Source organism: Haloferula sp. BvORR071 (assembly GCF_000739615.1).
In the GTDB taxonomy this organism is placed as follows: Bacteria; Verrucomicrobiota; Verrucomicrobiia; order Verrucomicrobiales; family Akkermansiaceae; genus Haloferula.
Genome location: NZ_BATP01000029.1, coordinates 44,929 through 67,154 on the forward strand (window position 1 = coordinate 44,929; position 22,226 = coordinate 67,154).

Consider the following 22,226-nt stretch of genomic DNA (forward strand, 5'->3'; position numbering starts at 1 on the left):
CTTGCTCCGAGCATGATGCAATTTAAAGTCCGGCCCTAACTCCTCGGCCTCTCGGATCAGGAGCCCCAGACATGAGCACGAATGATTCTCAAACCGGTGGTACTGTCGGCTATCGCGGCTACGACTACCAGATTCTGGTGACCGTTTGGCTGGCACTCAAGCTGATGGTTCAATCGAGAAATTGCGTTTCGATCGAAGTCGAACCCGCCTCAAGCGAAGACGTCGAAGCTCACTTAGACACCGATCCGGATGAGGCGACCTCTACAGTCGGAGCACAGCTAGGTTTGAAGCGGCTTGATGTTCAGGTCAAATGGAAGAGCGATCAATGGACCGCCAGCTCTTTCAAGGGCGTGCTGCGAATTGACTCAAATTCCACCCTGTCTAATGTGGAAAACTCCGGTAAGAGACCGAGTCCACTGGCTCGGCTCGAGGAGAATACCGAGTCTCAATTTCTCTTTGTGACGAACGCCCAAATGGGCGCCCAAGTAGCCCGATTCGACATCACTGAAATTGGCCAACTGTCAGCCGCGACCCTAGTTCCGGACGAGCCTGCGGCCTACTCTGTGAGCTTGGTTCAGAGGATCGGCGCGCTGAGCCAGATGACCCCAGAACGTCTGAAATTGGAGATCAAGGAGGTCCTAAGCCAGCATGGACACGTCCCGCCGTCGCGACTTGAGGCTTGTCTTGAGGACCTAGGTCGCGAAGTCAGGCGGAGGCTCTTGCGACAAATAGGCGCGGCATGGACACTCGAGTCACTCAAGGCGACACTAGTTAGGTTCGGGGGATTTCCTCCGCCTATTGAAGGCTTCATTCCTCCCGAAAACTTCGATTTAATCGATGCAAAACTGGCCGCCGGCGCGGTGCTTGTCCAAGGGTCCCCAGGAACCGGCAAGACGTTTATAGGCGAGCTTCTCCAGCACCGCCACCGCACCGACTCACATCCATTCGAAATCCACAATGCGGATGATGGATACCATGCGATTCGAACTGCTCTAGGCGCGCCGGGTCGGCACCTGTTCGTTTTCGATGACCCTTGGGGACACTACCAATTGGAGGAAAAGGCCAAGCTTTGGGCAGGAGAGCTACCGAAGTTGCTTCACGATGCCAGCCCGGAGAAGCGCTTCCTGATTGTGTCGCGAACGACAATGCTCAACAGCGCATACACCACCAAGATCCCCGATATCCTTACCAATATCGCTGTCGACCTTTCTGTGACCGATTATCGGGCGGAGGCTCGGAGGGAGATCCTTAAGGAATACACGCGAGCCGGCGCAAGTTGGCAGCGCGAATTGGTAGAACGTGAAGGAGATAAAATCGTCTCAGCACTGGGCGAACCGCTGGCCTTGAAAACCTTCGCCCACAGCCTTCTCCGCCTAAAGCAATCCGATACGAACGTCAGCCGCTTGATCGAACAAAGCAAGGTCGTAGCTATCGCGGAAGTCTTCGCTCAGGAGATCATCGGCCGAGAAAAATCAGGGATTGCCAGCGGCGTTCTACTTTGGACGCTTCTCATGACTAGGGGCAGGATCACACCTGAGTTGGTCGAGCAAGCGGGCGATGAGGTGATTCTTGGAGGTTACAAGGACGAGTGCGATCCAATCGAGCTCTTCAATTGGCTCCGGAAGTCCGGCCGCCTTTCGATGGTCGACAAACAGTATTCCCTCCACCCATCTCTCCTGCAAGGCCTTGAAAGTCTGCTTGAGCACGACTCTTCCATCCCGAAAAAAATTATAACCGCTCGGCTGACGGCTTTGGCTGAAAAAGGGGAAGCGGGTGAAATCGAAGCCATCGCCAAGCTAATCAGGCTGCGCCAACTGCGACCGCCAGCAGCCGCCCAAAACATCCTGAATTCCTCTTTCCTGGAGCGTGTTCTGTCAGACCACCCCGGCTGGCGCCATGCCTTTTCCGATCTAGTCAGGTTCTCTACCGCAACCGATCCGGTAACATTGATCCTCAAGTTGCTCGCACCTGTTGCTCCCACGGACTTTCCAGGTGTCGAGGAATGGACCGCTCCTTCCGTCGACGAGGCGACGATCAGTGCGATTGCTGCGTCTCCACAAGCACGGGATTGCGCCAAGCTCTTCGTCTCCGAATACCTGACCGAGTTGAGTCACTGCTACATCAAGGCAGACGAGCTGTGTGAATTTTTTGGTCGCTTCAAATGGGACTTTTCCGACGTTTTCCAAGCCTCGTTGGTCGACAGTTTGAAATACGGTCGAGAGATTGAGTTGGATCTCTTTATTCCTGCAGCCCTGCGCGGGCCGGAGCCACACTACGATGAACTAATCTCTGCGGCTCTCGACGGAATCCCCCGAGAATCCGAACCGAGTGAGAACGACATAGAGCTGACTCGTCAGGCAGATCAGGAGGAAATCGACGCCGCCTGGGCGGCCCGGATCCTCGAGCCCGATGAACGGGGCTGGCACGCGTCGAACGCACTGCATCTTCTGGTATCCCGGAGACGCGAGGCTGAAGGATACCAGTGGATCGTCGAGCACCCGGCGTGCGAGAGATTGCATTGGGCTTGGCATGCGGCGATTGAACCAAGTGCCCCCCTGGATGAGATCATCGCTTTGAGGGACCTTTGCAAGAGTGCCGATCCACGTCCCTTTTGGAGAGCCCTTTCTCTTTCTCCAAATCCATCTAGGGCGGCCTTGTTGTGTGAATACTTCAAGTCCGCGCCGGTGGAGCATCTCGGGGATCTGATCTGTGCATTGGAGAAGCTGGTTTCTGAGAAAGGTGTCGCTGGGTATTTCCGAGATTCTTTGAGCGAACTCTCCCTATTCCGCAAACTGGAGATTTTGGAAGCGGTGCTCGATGAGAAGCGATGGCAGGATCCGGACACTAGCCCGGGACTTGGTCTCTTCGCAGATGATCAGTTGCCTGGGGTCAAGTGTTGTATTCGATCGGCAAGATCCGGTAGCGAGGCTCGCCCCGAGGATTTGGCACCACTGGAGAGATCCTTCGTTGAACTTGTTGCTACCACAGGCCCCGACCACCTCGCTCTCGCTGCTCTCTCGCTTCTTCAATTGGAAGAGCCCGCTGCTGCCTGCGCGCTAGCGCGTCTTCAGGGCTCCTCCAACTGGCGAATTCGAAATAATGCCGGATCGCTCATTTACCGAGCAGGGCAACCTGGTTGGCGCCACGAAATCCTGAAGCTGCTAGACGACACGGACTACCGCTGTCGCAAGAATGCGATAAGCGCCTTAGCTAGCAAGGCATCGCCAGACGAGAAGAAGCGCATCCTGTCAAAATCTACTGACAAAAGCGGCCCAGTGCGGGAGGCCTGCGCGCAAGCAATCGGGAATCAGAAATGGGACGATGCGGCCGAGGTCCTGTTAGGATTGTGTAAGGATCCCCAGAATTACGATGACTCAGCCCACATGTCGGCCCATTCCTCCCACTTTAAAGTAGCAAGGACGGCGGCGACTAGTTTGGGGCAACTGGGCACCCTTGATGAAAGCACCCTCGCCAAGGCATTAACGCTCGCCGCTGACCTTTGCGGAAAGCCCGCTGAGGGTGAGGAGAAGGATATAGGCGTAGCTCATGATCTACTACTTTCGCTTTCCGAACAGTCTCCCGCAATTACCTCCTTCTACCTCGCCCAATTGAGTAATCCATGGTATGGGCATGCGTTCAGGAAGTCGGGCTTCACGATCCGAATGGCCGCCGCTTGGGGGCTCTTTGGGCAGCTTCTTAGTTTCCCGGAGCAACGGGCGGAGATTGCGCCTGAGAAGTTGAGGGAGGGGTCGATGTCCCCCGACCATCGATTAGCCGGACCTTGCCTCGCGAGCCTTTGCCTTCTCGGCTGCCTCGCTAGCGAGGCCTTGATCTTCGCCGCCCAGCAACCCGAGTTCGACGAAAACCGCGCGCTGTTAGTGAAGTGCTTCTCGGCCGAGATCTCCGAAGAGGTTGTTAAGCAAGTGAATCTCAAACTTCCGCCCGATGGGCAGGGCACCCTTTTGTTGGAATGGCTGTTGAAAAACGATTCACCGTCGAAGAGAAGCTTCGACGAGTTCCTGTCGGCCCACGCCGATGTCGTTGCCTGGATTAGCGGCCTTGCCAAGAAAGCCGAATCAGCAGAACTGCGCTCGGTTTTAGCTTCAAGGTGGCCCGAGCTTCTGGAGGGGTGCCTCGACATCGCCGACCTCCCAACACTTCATTATCCCGAGCATATACCAACGTTGCGCCTCCGCTAATCGGCAGAGCTGGGTGCAAGCTTTGAAGACGACGTGGTCCCCCAGCAATTGATGATTTACTTGCAGTGCCCGACAGTGACTGCTTTCTCAACAATACCGACAAGGCCTTTCCACTTCCAGACAGGACGCTTTCTCATTCACGGGTCCACGTAAGGAAGCGCGTTGCGCCTTTGATGATCAAAGCAACCTTCCGAGTGTCAGTTAATTTTCCGATTCAATTGCTGTTTAACCTCTAGGAAACACGCAGGGAGATTCCGCGAGAGAAAGAATTCGTTTAGTGGCAGCATCGGGATCGTCGATTCAAAAGCGGGCGTGGAATAGGAAACGTGGTTCTTTGAAATCAAACCGTGGTAGGCATAGATGCCCAGCTCGTTTGCCCCCTCACTTACGACAAGCGGGATTGTCGAACCGCCCACTTTCTTACCCAAACACACTTCGAAGCCGTCAAAATCCAGCATTTGTGCAAGGCCTTCAAGAATGACAAGTTGGCTCTCAGGGTTCGGATTTTGAATTGGCGTTCCATCCAAAAGAAACCTGAGGAGATCGTTTGCCAAATGTCGGTCGATCAGTGAGTGCACAAATTGATTGTGGTAGTGGCGAAGGCACCGGTAGCACGATCGATCACATCCTCTCCCCCTTTGATCATCGCATGATAGAATCTGAAACACCCAATCACCGATCACCGATTTGATGTTGTCGCCCAATTGTTGGGAGTATCCAGCGCCTCCAGCTAGTGTGTCGAAAATATAAAGCTCTGCTGCCAGTGGGGTCAGGGTGGCAGTTCCTTGGCTAATCAGTCTGTAGCCTGAACTAAATTCAGTGTGGTCCACATCGAAGAATTTCGCTGCCGCCAATGGAAGAACCTCGGCAATCGTTTGAAGAGCGCTCTGGAGAGCAAGGAAGTCAGCGCTCCGGCCGTGAGGGCTTTGGCAGAGCGGAGCGGAAATCTCTGTGCGCAGAATGGCCAAATCGGTGCTGAACCTGTGACCGAGAAACACCTCTTCTCTATGACCGCGGCAGACTCTCCGTTGAGCAGTCCTCCGCTGCTTGTCTAGCACGAGGTAAGGCGTCCTGTGTGAACCAGAGGGGCTCCGTCCTACAACCGACGAAAGACCGCAATCCGTGCAAACGGAGAATCCGCGCTGTTCTTCCGGATCTCCTTTATTGACCACGACAAGCTCGGCCTGCTCTTTCCAAAAGACCCGGATCCTCTCCGAGAGTTGCGCGACTGAATCACGCTTGTCGTCAACCTGATGAATAGGGACGGGAAACTGCGCGGGTGTTGCTCTAGTAATGTCTGGATCGTCATCAAGCTTCGACATGGGTGAGGCGCCCTCGGGCAAATATACCTCGGGGCTTATCATCTGCATCACCCTAAGGTTCCCGACGTGGCACAGGGGACATGGGACACCGATCCGAGAGGTGGCGTCGCTCGTTCCCGCGTCCTCTACATAGCAGCAGCTTCCGTGACTACAAAACACATAGGGACGACGATGAGGATTGTCGAAGAGCGCTCTAGCCCTTGTTGGATTCTCTGGTGTCGCATTTGCGACAACAGCAGCAGAGAGAAAGTCTCGCTTGTCGATCGTGATGATGCGACCTGGTGCGTATTCTGTCAGAGCGCGTGTGGCGCTCTGTGTTGGCCGATAGGTGATCGCCACTCCCCGATTGTCGCCGCCGAGGTCTTCGACCTGAAAGGCAGAGAGATAAGTAGGGAACGCGTAAGTCGGCAGAATCGATTCATCCATGAGGAACTTCAGGAGGTCAGTTTTCTTGTCCTCTGGAAGGCCCTGTTCCCGCTCGATTACCGACTCTGCCCTTTTGGAAAGACTACGAAGTGCATGGACGAAGTTCCCACATGTGGCTAAAGACCATTCAGGAATGTCGTCAATACCGTGCAAGGAGGTGATCCATTGAGGGACGGACGAAGAGACTTCTGGATGGGAAGAGAGCCAACCCGTGAATGCGTCGAATCCGTGTTCACTTCCTTCCGCGTAGAATTCTTCGAGGCCTCCAAGACTGCTGAGGATACTAGGGTTTGCCGACTGCTGTGATCGTCCCCCGAAGAACTCCTGAAGGAGGAAGGCGTGGACATGGCGCCGCGCAATTTTGGGATTCTCCGCTTTCACAATCAATTGTCGGGGACTGCCGGACGCAATTAGGGCAACATTGGAGAAATAGTAGTTGTCGTGTGGACTGCCCTGGCAGTAAGCGACCACCGTCGAAATTGCAGAGCCCCTCCGCCCTGCGCGGCCCGCCCGCTGTTGATAGTTCTCTCTTTGTGGTGGGACATTCCTTAAGCCCACGGCCTCAAGCGAACCGATGTCGACCCCCGCCTCCATGGTTGTCGTGCAGGAGAGCACATCAATCGGCGTCTCAGTCTGACAAAGGATGTCTTGGAAGCGCATTTCGTAGTTTTCCACGATCGTTTTCCCGCTTCCCGAGTCGGAGTGATTCAATTGCGCCGTATGTTCTTCAGCGCTCAGCAAGCGGGGTCTTCTTTTGCCCTTCAGAACTGAATCAATGGGATTGCGCCAGAATCCCTTCCTCGTCTGCACGTAAGGATCAGTGGCTGGATCAACTTCGTCCAAGTTCGGTGAGCCGCATGATACGCAGCGGTTTTGCAGACTGAGTAGCGATTCTGCCTTGCACTTCCTGCAGCGATACCAATTGCGCGCTAAATCGAGAACCAGTGAAAGCGTGGCTGGCTGGAGGAAGTGACGCCCGCTATCGACCTCAGGAACGGTGTAGACATCGATAAAGGCCTTTCCCAAAGCGTCTAAATCGAAGCCTAGTTCTGCAATAGTCCCGCGAATCTCTGATGCGAAGCTCCCATCATGGCCCCAAGAATGCGCACCTGAGCGGAACCCCTGAATAGTCTCTCGGTCGGGACGGCTGAGTTGGTCGCGGTCGATGGCGACTTCCTTGGCTAGCTCTTGTATCCAAATTTGGGCAAGGGCTACCAAGTCTGTTTCGGCTATGCTTGGAAAGGCCTGGGTAAGGCGTCGAATGGTCCGCTTTAACGGCCAAATGCTCCCCGCACAAATAAATCTCAATGAGTATAGTCCACCCGCTGTTTGGCGATAGAGGTTCTGCAGGAATGCTCCGGGGCATGCTGTTGGGCCGTCCGCATACCAACCATCAAGGTCGCCGGCGTAAGTATTGCGGAAAAGATCGATGTCTTTGACCAACTGCGCGTGGTCATCTCCGGAGAATGGAGCGACATGCGATTGGGCGCATGCAGCGACGAACAGGGGGTAGGCCTTCGTCAGTGGTACGCTGTCATGCGCCGTTGGGAAGAGAGTGTATGCGTAGGCAAGCAGTTCCCTGAATGCGTCCGCTTCGACTTCCTCCGGAAGGGATTTTGCCAGTCGGGCTGCCTTCTGCCTCCCGTCTGAGAAGATCAAACACTTTCTGCCCTGATTGGGAAAAGTTTTAACGGCCTTAGACCTGTCGGGCGATTGCGAAAATAGCTGCCGCTTGACCAGTTGGCCGAACGGTTGCTCCCCCTTCGTCGTAAGATCCATGATCTTGCTTGGTTCATTAAGCGATCGTTGGGTCGTCTTCGTGCAGGCAGGGCAGATCCCGAATATTTTTCCTCCAAGCTGTGAGTTTCTTCGATGCGAGTCATCGGGTGCATAGACTTTCATCCAGCCCTGCTTTCCGGGGTCTCTCCATACTAGCTTTCCAGAGCAAGTTTGTAGCCAGCAAACCTGCCATCCCGCAAATTCCGGTTCGCCGGGAAGCACCGCAAGATGCATTGGAACGAGGCGGAGCGCGCCGCCCGATGCGTCGTGTAGAACGTGAGAGGTTGGTTCGTGCCAGGCAAAATCCGGGCGAGGATTGTCTTCGTCCACGTAGCAACGAATGAAGGCTGCGCCGCAGTCGCGATGAGTTAGGATTTCAAAAACCCGGCCTCCGCATGCACAAACCACTTTTGGTTCAGAGTACATTCTCCCGAGAAGGGAAGCCTCTGAGGTGGCTCTTCGGCAGCTACAGTCGGGATTGCAGCAAGAGTAGATGCCACTCAGCCCTCGAAAGAACAGATGGACTCTCGCGGGTAGGAAGACTTTCTTCGTTTTCGCCTCTCTAGCAAAATTGCAAAGCCTTAGAAGGGAATCAAATGCGCTTTCCCTCCGATCAGGCGAGGTATCGGGAAATACGCGTTTGGCAGCTTCAGCCAGAGGCAGGGCATTGCGTGTAGCCACCTCCAAAAGCAGCGCTGCGGGGCCAAACTTTGAAAGAGACCGGAAAAGTCCATCCGCGACGTCTTCGAAGTTCTCCACACCGCAACCTAGCTCTCTCATCAAATCAGACAGTTGGGCTCGATATTGACCCTCGTGAGCTTCAATCTCGCGCGGGTCGAAGCCATGAAATGGGCTAAGCGCGTCTGCTTCGACATCCGTAGCTGGCCTTGGATTGAGAACCTCTTCGCGGGTGCCCTTGATGTAGCTGAACACGTCCTGCTGAACCCGCGGAAGCGACGTTAGGTCGCAGGCAAAATTCCGCGCTGCGCTCTCGTCTTGCAGTTCTCCTCCCACGCTCGCAGTTGTAAGGATGAATCGGACCCGTTCGCGCGAGATCCCGAGGCGCTGGATCAGGCGTCTCAACAGGAACGAAACTTCCGCTCCGGTTGCACCTCGATACATGTGTGCCTCATCCAGAACAATGGTGAAGAAATTGCGAGGATCCGAAGCTAGCCACTGTTTGGTCTGCTCGAAAATCGGCCGTTCAATTGGTCGGACGAGCATGTATTCCAGCATCGAGTAGTTCGTGATCAAAATGTCAGGACAAGCATCATGGATTTCATGGCGCATCAGCAACTCCACGTCCTCAGTGGAAGTATTGAGCCTTCTTCCCCATTCCTCTCCTTTTTTACCGAAGAATCTCTCGATATCCTTGGAGGGCCACTTACCTCTCGCCTTCAATTGCTGGAGGTAATCGGGCTCGTTGAGGATTGGCTTGAACCTCTCGTCAAACAATCTCTTCGCGCGATCGTAGTTCCTTTCGGTTCGCATGACCCCGGGAAACGGGGTCCTGCTTGTATACATGGCAAATCTAACGGATCGGCTCCGCAACTTGCGCAGCTCGTCTGCTACTTCGGGATTTCCCAGAAGCAGACGAAGCCGAGCGAGTTGGTCTGAGACCAACGCGTTCATTGGATACAAGATTAGGGCCCTGCACCCAAATCGGGATGTGATCGCCGGACCAAGATTGGATTCCTCCGCCAAGGCAGCTAGGATCGAAAGCAGGAAAATTTCGGTCTTGCCCGAGCCGGTGCCAGTCGCTGCCAGAATGTTCTTACCCGAAAGTATGAATTCCTGAAGAGCCTGCGCTTGATGGAGGTAAGGACGGGGAAAGATCGCCCCCATTTCGGCTATTCCGGTGAGAAGCTTTGTTGTCGCAGTCGGAAGCCCCAAGAGAGAATATGGGTCAGCTAATCGATATGACGGCGTCGCTTCAAGGAAGGGAGTTTGTGCGATTGTATCCCCGTCGTCCAAGAGAGCTCGCCGCTCCCTAAGCATCGTTTCGTCCCTGATATGATACTGGGCCTCCAAATACGACTTAAGATCTTCCGCCAAAGCGCGGGTCACCGATTGAATCGTCGATTGCTCGTTCATAAGGTCGGATGCTTGCGTTGTCCCACACCATCCTCACTAGAGGAATGAACGTGATGGGAATATGAAGAATGCGCCTTGCTCCATGATGCACGATCTTGGAGGAGGCCGAGAGTATTACCTCTGCGAGAAAGCTAGGGAGAGAAGGCATCTCAAGGACCAACCTGTCGATTGACCGATCTTCCGGAACGGCGTGAAGAACTCCTGCGGCCAGATCCATCACGATGATCCAGCACTTCGCGTCCTCAGGCGAGAGGTCATGCCACATTTCGTCTGGGAAGCCAATGTTGCGGACAAGGAAGTAAGAGATCGAAGATCCACAATTACGGACGACGGAAAACTCGCCCTTCTGCCACCGGGACTCCCACCTCTGGTGCCTAAAGGGACACCGCCGCCGATTCGGATTGTAATGGAGCATGTCGCCGGGCGGCCTCCTGAACGGTGGACGTAATTGCGAGAGAAGGTCTCGGATTTTCTCATCCAACGTCATCTCGAACCATCTGTGGGACATCGACACTTCCCGTTGGGCGGGACACTCTACGATTGCTGAATTCAAGAGCGCGACACGTCCGATTGTTCCTGTTTCGCAGAGGCTAATACTCTCGTCCGCCAATTCAGAAAACTGCATGGGGAGTCCGCCCGCAATTCGACAGAACCCTCGAGAAAATTGGACAACCCTAGTTTCGCGCGGCACGTAAGAGGAACGACGAACGTGGGCAAAGTCACGAAACTTGATGAGGAACCGTAAAATGTCCCTCAGCCCCTCTTTGCCGGGGGATATACCTGGAAAAGTTCCCAACCGATGGTGCGATTCGGAGACGATTTGATTCGAGTGCACAGGCCGACGGGTCTTGTCGGTCGTCCCACTCAAGGCATACAGTTGACTACACGTCGCTCTGAGAGTCTCCGCAACCCAGGGCCAAGGAGTTCCCTCCGCAGGATCCAAGCTCTCGATGAAGTTGCTATGCACGGCTCACGAGAAGGTTCTCATACTTGGATAGCGCCGCGAAAGCTCTGGGCTAGACTCGATGATCGAAAGCGCTTCTGTGCTCTCCAGCCGAGGCAGTAGCCAGTATGCTAGAAAGAGATCGCGGGTTAACGCTTCATCGCCTGCTAGCTGCTGAAGGGCATTGCAGAATCGCCGCGCCAATCGCAGCAGCAATGGGTCACGAAGGGTTGGCAGATCATTCAAGGGGACCGGAAGCAGTCCTTCAAACTCGGGCATGCTCATGGCATCGCCGCCTATTCGTTTTCCCGCGATCGATTCGCTGACACTGGTTCGCCCAGCTCTGGACCCTGAATACGAAAGTAGCTCGTCTCGAATGCATGGCCCGATCGGGAGAATTTGACCCGAAACTAAGCCGTCTGCGGATACGAGCACGATCACCGTGTCGATCATAGGATCACAGCCACCCGCAAGCTGGCGAAGAAGTGTCGTGCGAAGTCCGGACGTAACCAAGCTGATGTCGGATCTATCAGCACCGTGCAGTAGGATTGCGGTTCGACCTGTCAACGATTCCGGAGGTTCGGGTAGTGGATCCAGCAGTCCCGCAGGCACATCGCACTCCCAGTAGGCCGGGTGCCCGGCCACTGCGAGAACTGTCCCAGCGATGAGCGAGCCAAGGCCGGACTTGATTGACACTACCTGTCCCACCGAGAAGGCTGCGGTCGCGATCATGACAACCTCATTCGCGGATCGTTCGGCGATTCCAATAAGCCTCAAGGCTTCACTTCCATCGCGGTCTACCTGAGTCTGTGTTTCAGGAGCTATCTTGCGCCACACTGGAGCCAACGCCTTTGCTGGAGACGTGGAAAGCAACGCGGATAAAATCGCAATCTTCTCCGGAGTTGCGGCCAGTCGAACGACTTCGTCCTCGAACGCTGTCTCTGCCTCTCGTTTTAGGTCCCCAACTTGCAATCCGAGTCTATTGGCCTCTCCAGAGAGCTGACCTGTCTTGGCGACTAGCTCATCATGCGCCTTCCTCGCATCCGACAATTTTCGAGTAATCGCATCAAGATCGGCTGTTGCCTTTCCAACCTTTTCGGAGTGGGAACTGGTCCACCGATCCTGAAGCGCGTGGACAAGTGGGGATTCGTCCGACAATCGAAGCCAGAGTTCGTCACTCGAATCAAGGACGCTGCAGAGAACGGGAAGAAGCTCCTCAATGGAACTCGTCAACCAAGCTATCTCCTCCAAATTCGACACTTCCGCTAGTTCCGCAGAGAGTTCGGCAACATGAGGTCGCGAAAGGAAGCTGCACTTGCCTCGTTTCGCGATGACTTTCAGAACCCGTTTGGCGGCGTCTGCTAGTGTTGGAGGGAAGCTCTTTCCTGCCCCGAGGGGGCTTGAACCTAGGAACCGCAGCGAAGGATCGCCGGTTTCAATGACGGCGCTGCCATCACAACGCCATCGCATGGTAGCATTCGTGGGAACGAGAAGGCTGTTTTTGATAGTAAATGGTCCAACAAGCCAACCGTCACTTGTCGAAGCAAACACAAGTCCGGTTCCTAGGAACACGTTTGCAATTGGATGAGCGAGGCTCTGAGCCAGTTCCGCGTATAGTTCCACAGGCCTCGCCAACTGGCTCCTTAGAGGAATCACTTGGTAGAGTGATTCCAAAGCACGAGCAACCTCCCACGCAGTCCGTCGGCTCGGGCCCGAGCGCCTGCACTCGAATAGGCCGTAGTGGTCGGGCTCGGGGTGAACGTCTCCTGCGGCCGAGGCATGCAAGTAGACGCTTCCTGATTCGGGAAAGTCAGCTACCGGAGGCCGAACAACCGTGGTGTCGGCCGAGACCAACCACGCCTTGACTTCTGGAAACGCAATTTCCTTTCGCGTCTGATAGATGTATCCAATTATGGTTCGTCGTTCGTCACTCACTCGCGTAGTAGGGCGGAATATTTGGAGGCGGCACCGTGGAGCCAGGCCTGCACGTGTCTTGGGCGGAGTCGGTGGCAAGTAGGCTCGGGCAAGGTCAGCGGCTTGCGTTGGCGAACGGTTTCAGGAACGGTCTCCTTCGGTCTGAATGTCAGAGTGGGGTAACCTGAAGCCCTTATCTGGATGAACTGGTAGTTTCCCCGAATGGCGTCGTTGAAAATGTTTGCCTCGGCATCTTCACACAGTTCCACGGAATTCCCGTCGCACGAAAGGTGGATGCCGACGCATTCAGGATGCTCACAATCGATTATAGAAGCTTCCTGCCGTCGCACGCGCTCGAACATTTCGAGTAGCCGCCAGGACGAGTGTTCGAGTCGCAAGAGCTCACCGCTAAAGTGGTTCTTGAACAAGAAGGAGAAATGAGCGGACATCGGTTCTGGAACCGATTCGGAAAACCGGAATTCCGCAAGGAACTGGGGTGGGGATCCAATTCCGAGACGGACCAGCGGAGCATCTCTGTCCAACGCGAAACCCAACGTTTGCGGGCGCCGATCTAAAATAAGAGTAGTATTCTCTGTAAAATGGCGAGCGCCTTCCCTTCTTTGGATCAGAAGCTTTTGCTCTTTGGACGCTTGGTCTTGCGAAGCGACGGCGATTCTAAGAAGGCCCTCGGAACTAGTTGTCCAAACGTCGGGGGTCGACTCAGAGAGCGCCAAGGGAGCGAGGATTGCGTAGTCGAACCATTTTACTCGGACTTCCATGCCCAACCCACTGCGACAGAAGTCTCGGACCTCATGAGGGAGCGTTTCCGGAATTGAGAACGCAAATGCTCGGTAGCCAAGCACGCAAGAAAGTTCGCGCGGATTGCAGGAGGTCGGGATTTCGAGCTTCTTTGAAGCTCGCCAACAAGCCACGTAGTTGCCTGGGCGCAGGAAACGTCCCGGAGGGATTCTCGATGATTGTGTGCTCGAATCACGGAAAACGAGAGGATCCCTTTCGAAAGCAGAAAAATGCCTTCTAACACACACCTCCGTTCCGACCGAGGCCTCGAGGTAAAACACAGGTGCTGCGTCTGACACAGGGATCCAAATCTCGCTCCTGCCATGAAGTCGGTAATCTTTCGAGTGATTCCCCATGGTCACGCTCACAGACGTAGCAGTAAAATCGGGACGAAAGCGTAGCAGGAATGAGCAGCTTCTTCCTCTGCTTGAATTCAGGAACGAAGCATATAGCCCGCAATCGCGAGATTCCCTTCCCACTTCTGCCAAAGGTTCCTGAGAGAGACCTATGATGCGGAGCTCGCAGTCGCCAGCCCCATGATGGTGCTTAAAGTGTGGTTCTTGGATAGCTCCAGCCGCATAGAACACGTCTTCTCCACAGCAAGGGCAAAGGAACCTGTCAGGATAGTATGCCTCCCTAACGCATTCGGCTGCCGCGATTAGCCGCTTCTGAAGTGTGTCAAAGGCGCGATCCATTTTTTAATCGTTCCTTGCTCTCGAATACACCTTCGATCAACGAGAGTGCCTCTGAGCTCTCCCACGCCCGCCAATCGTCACATCTCTGCGACCGCGGAATAATCCACCGATCTTTGGCCAATTGAGCAATTTCCGTAACAGAGGTTAGCCCGCCCCATTGGGGTCTCCGATGTTCCTGACGAAGGTATTCTCGGTAGTTCTGGGCTAGCGGACAAACAAACACCTCTCGTTTCAGATTGTGTTGGAGAATCTTGGAATCTATTTTCAGGTCTTCCAAACATGCTCTGATGGCGCGAAGTCTCCAATTGGGCCCGTTCCCGAACTCGTTGCCGCCAGCATAGGGATGACCAATTGAGGTCAAATAATGCCGCATTTTCTCGAAGAGATCCTGAGGCACTTGAAAGTGGCCGTAGCCTTCCGTAAATCCCACGCGCGAAAAATATGGTTCCCCGCCGAGCTTCAGCCGATTGTAAATCGATGACCTTCCCAACGACGAACTCGTCGTGACCGCCACTAGCCTCGCGTCTTTGGCCTCGCCCGAAATAACGCCGACGGCGGACGCGTACTTCTTTCTGAACGCATCCCGGACAAATCGGCTCTTGATTAAGCAAGAAACGAGCTTTCCGCCCAGCAATCGATTGTAAGGAGGTAGAGCTCCAAGGATGTGGGCATCCATCATGCACGCCAGCATGGAACGTCTGGTTTCGCCATTCCACCCGATGTCGGCATCGCGCGCCCGCAAGTTGAATACAGGGTCTGTCAGACCTATGAGGCCAATTAGTTTACTGTTCTGCTTGTCCCACACTAGGAAGCGCATCCGGCGACCGTAACCGCTCGAGACAGGAACGCTCCACGTCAACGTGGCCAATCTGAAAAGCTCCGACTGCCACGTGCCGGCATTCACCATCTCCAACCTTGGAGAAATGGCTTCTGGGGCAATTTCTTCTCCAGAAGCGAAATGAAACCGGTGCTGAGCCCAGGTCCGTTGAATGAATTCCCAATTCTCCTTGAGTTTCTGGGCGCGCTGAGCCGCATGGCAATTTCGGAATCCATCCTTACTTCCGTCGACCAAGACCAACTGGCCTGTAGGGTCGCGCGTGAAGCCAAGGGATTTGAGGTGCCTTCGTAGCGCACGCTTGATGTTGGACCCCTGTTCTAGGGCCGGCACGAGGGGAGGCAGCTTCATGGGATGGCGTCGCGCTTGTGCGTATCACAGCCACCCTTGCCCCTTCAACATCCGAAAAATCATTGCCTCAGGGCGCACCGGTGCCTTGACGTCTAGTGCTTAGCCAAGGTCAACTGTCCATCTTCTTCCACGATGCCTTGCCCAAAGTATCCGCGCTTCAAGATCCTTGACGAATTGCCGGATTACCTGGTCGTGGATGTTGATTGCTATGACGAGGAGCATCGGGTGAAGCTATCCGGTAATGGCTACCCCCCCGCTGTCCAATCAATCGCTGGGACAACGATAAAGATCCCGTCCGCGGATTTTCTCGCATATTTTCTCTTTAGAAAACAACGCTTCCGTCCGGATCTTTACAGTCAATTGAAGGCGGTAAAAAAGGCGCATCTCTATGAAGCTGCTGCTGAGTTGGAGCACCTAGTCGCCCTTCGTGATGGGACGATTGCGATTGAAGACGGTGTCGTAAAGGCCGACTCCACACTCACCGGTCGCATCGGTGAAGCCGTCTCGCTTTGCGCGATCAATCAGATTCACGACACAGGACCTGGCGACTGGCTCGCATTGCCCGAAGGCGTCGACGAAATTCCGCGTGGGCTGCGGCCATGCGACTTTCGAATACAAACGGCAAGCGACGGAAAGAAGGTTATCCAGGTCGAAGCGAAGGGGTCATTCGCGCGCGAGTCTGTCGACTTCAAGAGTAAGGCTGTTAGAGCGCATGCCAGCGATATCCTCCGTAAGAAGGAAACGCACGCTGTGGTTCCAGAGGCAAAGTCGGGGATTTGGCACGCCGATCTCCGCTATGGAACGATCACCGTTTTCGGCGATCTAACCAAAGGAACGGCCCGATGTTGGCTGCTTGATCCGCCAGCAGAGGGAAACGGAGATTCGTATCGCCTAAGGGTTATTGCGAGAATGCTGCATGCGACGAATCTTCTCCAGCTACTTGCTCCGCGTTCACAGTTAACCATTGCAGTCGTAAACCGCGTCGCCTCGGTTTTGCTGGGTGAGAACATCGCTCAGTTCGATGGCCGTCCTGTCTTACGACAGAACGGAGAAAGCTTCTCGGACGTCGTTGAGGGAGCCGCGGAGATGGGCACGAGCCGCACGAAATTCTCCGCCAACAGAACACAGGTGCGAGGGCATCCTGTTGTCGGAGCCATTTTCAAGTCTAGGCGCATGCCCTTCTTGTTTGTTGGGATTGAGGAAAACCTTCTTAAAGCAATCGTCGATCAGGAACTCGACGCTCTGAGCAGCTATGCGACCAAGCCGCGCGTGTTTGAGGGCTTAGTCGATGCGGTAATGCCGACCGGCAGCGCGAAAGAAATGGGGTTTCCCGATGTTCTCTCAGGACCGTATTTTCGAAAGGTCTTTCGAGGCCGTCTTTTCTCTTCGTCTTCCGGAGTAGTCTTTGGGCAGGTGGAACCTCTCTAGCGCAGGAGGGAAGCTTCACGCCGCCCACGCGTAGGCTAGGGACCTTTTAGACAGAGCTTTCTGCCTAACGCCCGAGAATCGTCCCGAGATTGTTCGTAGGAGAAGCTCGGCCCTTGCGCCCGTAGTCAACCCCTAGGCGGACACCCAGATCATTGCGCTAGATGCGCATGGCTTAGCCATCAACCTTTGAATCTGGTAAAATAGTAGGAAGCCAGATCTTCTGCGAATGCCCACGTCGGCGTTCGCCGTGGAGACGTGGAAGGTGGCATGGAACCCCAATCCAATTATCAATGAATGCCATCATCGATGTTCCCCCGGCTGCTCCGCCAGCCACCGTCCCCGGTCTATTGCTTCACTGCGGTGCTGAAATGGTCTCGCGTGAAGAACTCGCGGAGGTCCCCACACCGCGGCCCACCGACACTTGGTTCCCGCTCGCGCATCGTGATCTGGTAACCGAGGTAGAATGCCAGCTCCTCACGTCAGGTTTCGAGATCAAATCGATGGTTCATTCATTGAGCCACGATAGAGCTCGTTACTTCGGCATCCTTCAGGTCAACGTTCCGGATCGCGAGGTATCCGACTATGCTTGGGTCGTCGGCCTGAGGAACTCACACGACAAGACCTACCCGGCCGGAATGGTTGCAGGCACCCAGGTCTTTGTTTGCGACAACCTAGCCTTCACTGGCGAAGTGCGTCTGAGCAGGAAGCACACCCGTCATGCATCCCGAGACCTCCGTCACCTCACGGCGAGAGCTGTCGGAAAGCTCGGCGACCGGTTTCACAACCTCGACCGACGAATATCCGCCTATCGCGGAAGGCACGTCTCCGACTGGGCTGCGCACGACCTCGTCATTCGAGCGATCGACTGTCGCGCAATTACCACGACGCAAGTTCCTCAAGTCCTCACGGAATGGCGGAAGCCAAGCCACCTGCAATTCGAGCACCGCACAGCATGGAGTCTCTTCAACGCATTCACCGAGGTCCATAAGCGTGTGAACCCGAACCAAGCCCTTCCACGGGGTGAGGCGCTTTACGGCCTGTTCGACGCCTTCTGCGGCGTGATCTGAGCCGCAACATAAGGTCCCGTCCCCCACCGGACGGGCCTTTCTTTATTCCAACTCGCCCAGCATCGCTCCACCTAACACCCAACGGCAATCTTCTGAAAGGACTAGCCCCATTCCCATTCGTGGTAATGTGCGGCACGTAGGTCAGCAAGTATGTCATCTTGCCGGTCGCGGCTTCATTTTTTGCTGATTCATGCTCTGGATCTCACCGCCCCTTTTCTGAATTACGACCGACCTGCCTTCATGAAAATCGAGAGCCTGACCATACGCGGATTCCGCTGCTTTGGTGACGAACCGGTGACCGTTCAACTCGCGGATGAGATCACTGCCCTCGTTGGGAACAATGGCGCCGGCAAGACGGCCATGTTGCAAGCATTGTCGAGGGTCTTCGGAATCTCGGCCTATGAACGGACCGTTCGTAAATCGGATTTCCACCTGGCTCAGCAGGAAGAGTTGGAATCAGGGGCTGAGCTGTCGATCGACATCGTTCTTGGTTTCCCTGAACTCGAAGACAGCGACGAAGAGGACGAAGAAGACGAAGAAGACGAAGAAGAGCTAGGAAGCGCCGTTCCCGAGTTCTTCCACCAGATGGCTGCGTCTGCTCCCGACGCTCCACTGAAGGCCCGGATTGTCATGAAAGCCCGCTGGATCGACGATTCCACTCCCGATGGAACGATTGAGGAGGAGATCAAATGGGTCACATCCCTAGCCGACGATTACGATTGGGAAGACGATTGCCAGAGGGTTGCCGCCATCCAGCGCAGCGCGATTCAATTCGTGTATGTTCCGGCGACGCGAAACGTCCACGATCAAGTTGGAGCACTTCTCAAAGGACGACTGTGGCAAGCGGCGCGCTGGTCGGATGAATTTCGGGAAGCCGCATCCGGCAACACCCAGACGCTACAAGAGGCGTTTGAATCCGAAGGCCCCGGCGAGTTGATTCTTGGAAAGGTCGCGAGCCGTTGGCAGCAAGTCCATGACGGCGACACCGACACAACGCCGCTTCTCAAATTAATCGATCGGAATTTCTCCGAACTGATCAAGAAGGTGGATTTTGCCTTTTCCCCGAACGAAGAGGGCAAAGAGCGGTCAATCGCCGATCTCAGCGACGGCCAGCGCTCACTGTTTCACGTGGCAATGACCGCGGCGGTTCTTGAAGCGGAGCACGCAATTTTCGAGCAGGATCCGACAGAGTCAGATTTCGATCAGGAGCGTTTGCGACGGGCCTTCCTCACAATCATTGCTATTGAGGAGCCTGAAAACAGTCTCTCGCCCTTCTTTCTTTCCCGCATCATCCGGTTGAGTCGTGACATTGGAAAGATGGCTGCGGCACAGGTGCTCATTTCCAGTCATTCACCGGCCATCGTGGGGCGGATTGAAGCTGAGGAGGTCCGCTATTTCCGACGCGACCGGCTGACACGTTGTTCGACCGTCCGACAGATACTTCTTCCCGAGAACGACGCCGAGGCGAAGCGATACGTTCGACTGGCAGTTCGTGCGTACCCTGAACTCTACTTCGCGAGATTCGTGATTCTCGGCGAAGGCGAATCGGAGAGGATCGTGATTCCCAAGATCGCGGAAGCCATGGGTATTGATCTGGATCCATCGTTTGTGCCAATCGTCCCTTTGGGCGGGCGCTACTGCGGCCATTTTTGGAAGCTGCTATCCGCCCTGGAAATCCCCTATGCGACCCTGTTAGACTTCGATATCGGGCGAAGCCACGGTGGCGCCAATATGGTGCGCACGATCGTGGAACGATTGGCTGAAGTGGAGGATTCGTTGGAGGACACAACCCCGGCAATCAATGGAGACATCGATCTGGATAATCTGGAGAACCTTTCCGATAACGATCTCTGGGTTCCCTACGAGGACTGCCAATGGCACAAGGCATTGAAAGAGAAAAGTGTGTTTCTTTCAGACCCAATGGATCTGGATTTTTCAATGATCGAAGCTTTTCCCGCCGCTTACAAGGTGCCTCGCCCTAACGGCAGAGGCCCTCGGACAAATGCTGAGGCCATCGAGAACGCCAGGAAGGCCACGGTTAAGAAAGAAGGTGATTCAGGCCTTTATGACGATTCGTGGGATAGTGATTTCTGTTGGTATTCTTATCTGTTTGTCAGTGGCAGTAAGCCCGATTCTCACCTGGCTTCACTTGGTCGGATTTCCGACAAGAAGCTCGCAGAGGACGCGCCCGCGCCCCTCAAGGCCCTTATCCAACACGTAAAAGCCGTGTTGCATCTCAACGACGACGAGGAGGATTGAATGGCATTCGTCAAACCAGGCGATTGGGCGCTCCAAGGCATCGAGGAACTTGAGGATGCCGCCTGGCACGCTCTCCGAACTATCGACCGATCCGCCTGCGTCACTGCCGGCGCAGGGGCTGGCAAGACTGAGTTTCTCGCGCAAAAGGCCGCGTATCTCTTGCAGACGGGCATCTGCCGTAACCCCCAGCGAATACTTGCGATCAGCTTCAAGCGGGACGCGGCTTCCAACCTCGAGAAGCGCGTAAGGGCGCGGTGCCCACAGCATGCGCACCGCTTTGTTTCTCTGACATTCGATGCGTTTACGAAAGGACTACTCGACAGGTTTCGTCGCGCATTACCCGCACCCTACACGCCGCCGATGGATTACCAGTTGGTTTTCCACTATACCCGCGAGCTACGAGAGTTCCTCAACAATCACGGTTTCCACGGCGTTAATCCAGGTGACCTCGCAACCCAAATTGACCGGACCCTCCTGCCTCTTAGGCAGCCAAGGGAAAGTGCGTTGCAAACCTATTGGCGCGAAAGGTATGGGACAGGTGAGCTAACGTTTCCCATGATCAACCGACTCGTCGAGCGGCTAATTCGGGAACACTCTTCCATCCGGAAGGCTCTCCGTTCGACCTACTCGTTCGTGTTTCTCGACGAGTTTCAGGATACGACTTACGCACAATTTGAGCTTCTGGTCACGGCTTTTGGAAACAGTGCCTCCGCCCTTACCGCAGTGGGTGACCGCAAGCAATGCATCATGGGATGGGCAGGTGCGATGGATGATTCTTTTGGAGAATTCGAGCACCAGTTCGGCGCGCACACGGTCGAACTGCTGTCCAACTGGCGATCCCACGCTGAGTTGGTGCGTGTCCAACACGCAATCGCAGAAGTGATCGATCCAAGCACTGCGGTCCCCGACGCCCGCTCCACAAGAAAAGTTGACGGTGATATATCCGCAATCTGGACTTACCCGACGAACGATGAAGAGACGGTCGGCTTAGCCGACTGGGTCGCCGGAGAAGTGCAAAGCGGCATACCCGCGCAAGAGTTCGCCATACTTGTCCGGAATCATGCTCACTTCGTTGAGGAGCAATTAGCAGAAGAATTTCAGGCTCGGGGCATTCCGATCCGGAACGTTGCGAGAATGGTGGGCCAAATTGCGATCCAGGATGTCTTGGAAGAGCCACTCACAGGGACGCTCCTCCCTTTCTTCAAGTTAGGAAGCCATGCTTCCGACGCCGCTTCCTGGCAGTCTGTGTATCAAAGCCTCCTCAGCTTGCATCAAGTCGACGGCGAGGATGAAAGGAACCAATCGAAGTTGCATGGCTCGTTGCAATCTTTCGTGCGTGAAATTCGCCGAACAATGAGGGGGTGTGTGCCCACCGCCGAGTCCCTGGAAGCGATCGAGAGCCGAATCGTCTCCTTCGTTAGCTTGGACCTCCTCAAGACGCTGACTCCCGCATATGGCCGGCAGCAGGATTTCAATCGTGTGCGGGACGGATTCAGAGCGTTGATGCTGGAATCGATCATGTCCGCCGAATCGTGGTCCGAGGCTTTGAAGAATTTTGAGGGAGACGGCCAGATCGCCCTGATGACAGTACACAAGAGTAAGGGCCTGGAGTTCCACACGATTATTTTCCATGGCCTAGACAGTCAGACATGGTGGAGTCTTACGCAGAATCGTCCCGAAGAGCTCAGGGCATTCTTCGTTGCGTTCACCCGCGCGAAGCAACGGGCCTTTTTCACGCTTTGCACCGAGAGAGGACAAAGCGTCGGATGGATCGAGCAACTTCTTGCCAACGTGGAAGTGAGGCGCATTCCAGGGCCCTAGTCGCACAATAACACAGATCAAATCTGCCTTTGGCGAGATATTTGCAAAGCACCTCTTAAGGCGTGCTACTTGGGGATCGTAGTTCCCGCGGTCGGTGATGACTGCATTCTTTCCCCTCGGTGCTCAACATTCCGGGACTAAGCAGGGCAAGGGATGTCTTGGATCGCCGCCAAAAATACCTCGCGAGGCACGCGGACGATCCTCTCTCCCGGTCCGCAGCCGGCGTCGCCCGGCAGCCTCTTTGCCAGTTCGTCTGTGACGTCGAATCCAATGACTGCAAAATCCCCGTCCGCTA

General features: G+C 55.1%; 8 protein-coding genes. 5 read left to right on the forward strand and 3 right to left on the reverse strand.

Features of this window, described 5'->3' with window-relative positions:
- Positions 1–71 precede the first annotated feature (71 nt).
- Entirely contained in the window at positions 72–4,199 is a 4,128-nt protein-coding gene (locus tag BV071_RS16165; protein WP_052573434.1) for a HEAT repeat domain-containing protein, read from the forward strand.
- A 197-nt stretch (positions 4,200–4,396) separates the two neighbouring features.
- Here BV071_RS16165 and BV071_RS16170 read toward each other — a convergent pair whose 3' ends face one another.
- The 3 genes from BV071_RS16170 to BV071_RS16190 all read right to left on the reverse strand — a co-directional run bounded on the left by BV071_RS16170 (position 4,397) and on the right by BV071_RS16190 (position 15,356).
- On the reverse strand, positions 4,397–9,820 hold the full coding sequence (locus BV071_RS16170) for a DEAD/DEAH box helicase (protein ID WP_081886038.1): 5,424 nt from the start codon (positions 9,818–9,820) through the stop codon (positions 4,397–4,399).
- Between the two features lie 970 nt (positions 9,821–10,790).
- Positions 10,791–12,437, reverse strand: a complete 1,647-nt coding sequence (locus tag BV071_RS16180) for a hypothetical protein (protein ID WP_265594506.1) — start codon at positions 12,435–12,437, stop codon at positions 10,791–10,793.
- A 1,716-nt stretch (positions 12,438–14,153) separates the two neighbouring features.
- Positions 14,154–15,356, reverse strand: coding sequence for a Druantia anti-phage system protein DruA (locus BV071_RS16190; RefSeq protein WP_035609274.1), 1,203 nt, complete (start codon positions 15,354–15,356; stop codon positions 14,154–14,156).
- Positions 15,357–15,530: 174 nt separating this feature from the next.
- Here BV071_RS16190 and BV071_RS16195 point away from each other — a divergent pair, with 174 nt between their 5' ends.
- The 4 genes from BV071_RS16195 (at position 15,531) to BV071_RS16210 (ending at position 21,931) form a co-directional block, all read left to right on the forward strand.
- On the forward strand, positions 15,531–16,784 hold the full coding sequence (locus tag BV071_RS16195; protein ID WP_265594507.1) for a hypothetical protein: 1,254 nt from the start codon (positions 15,531–15,533) through the stop codon (positions 16,782–16,784).
- 290 nt (positions 16,785–17,074) lie between these two features.
- Complete coding sequence (locus BV071_RS16200) at positions 17,075–17,851, forward strand: DUF932 domain-containing protein (RefSeq protein WP_052573435.1); 777 nt, start codon at positions 17,075–17,077, stop codon at positions 17,849–17,851.
- 240 nt (positions 17,852–18,091) lie between these two features.
- Positions 18,092–20,110 carry an AAA family ATPase gene (locus BV071_RS16205; protein WP_075090933.1) on the forward strand — a complete coding sequence of 673 codons (2,019 nt, stop codon included), beginning with the start codon at positions 18,092–18,094 and terminating at the stop codon, positions 20,108–20,110.
- Positions 20,111–21,931 (forward strand): ATP-dependent helicase, encoded by a 1,821-nt coding sequence (locus tag BV071_RS16210; protein ID WP_035609279.1) that lies wholly within the window; start codon positions 20,111–20,113, stop codon positions 21,929–21,931. It abuts the gene before it with no gap.
- Positions 21,932–22,226: the final 295 nt, after the last annotated feature.

Bases quoted from the DNA above. Each gene is read 5' to 3' on its own strand.
- BV071_RS16165 (WP_052573434.1), top strand. From the start codon at position 72: ATGAGCACGAATGATTCTCAAACCGGTGGTACTGTCGGCTATCGCGGC.
- BV071_RS16170 (WP_081886038.1), bottom strand. From the start codon at position 9,820: ATGAACGAGCAATCGACGATTCAATCGGTGACCCGCGCTTTGGCGGAA.
- BV071_RS16190 (WP_035609274.1), bottom strand. From the start codon at position 15,356: ATGAAGCTGCCTCCCCTCGTGCCGGCCCTAGAACAGGGGTCCAACATC.
- BV071_RS16200 (WP_052573435.1), top strand. From the start codon at position 17,075: ATGAATGCCATCATCGATGTTCCCCCGGCTGCTCCGCCAGCCACCGTC.
- BV071_RS16205 (WP_075090933.1), top strand. From the start codon at position 18,092: ATGAAAATCGAGAGCCTGACCATACGCGGATTCCGCTGCTTTGGTGAC.
- BV071_RS16210 (WP_035609279.1), top strand. From the start codon at position 20,111: ATGGCATTCGTCAAACCAGGCGATTGGGCGCTCCAAGGCATCGAGGAA.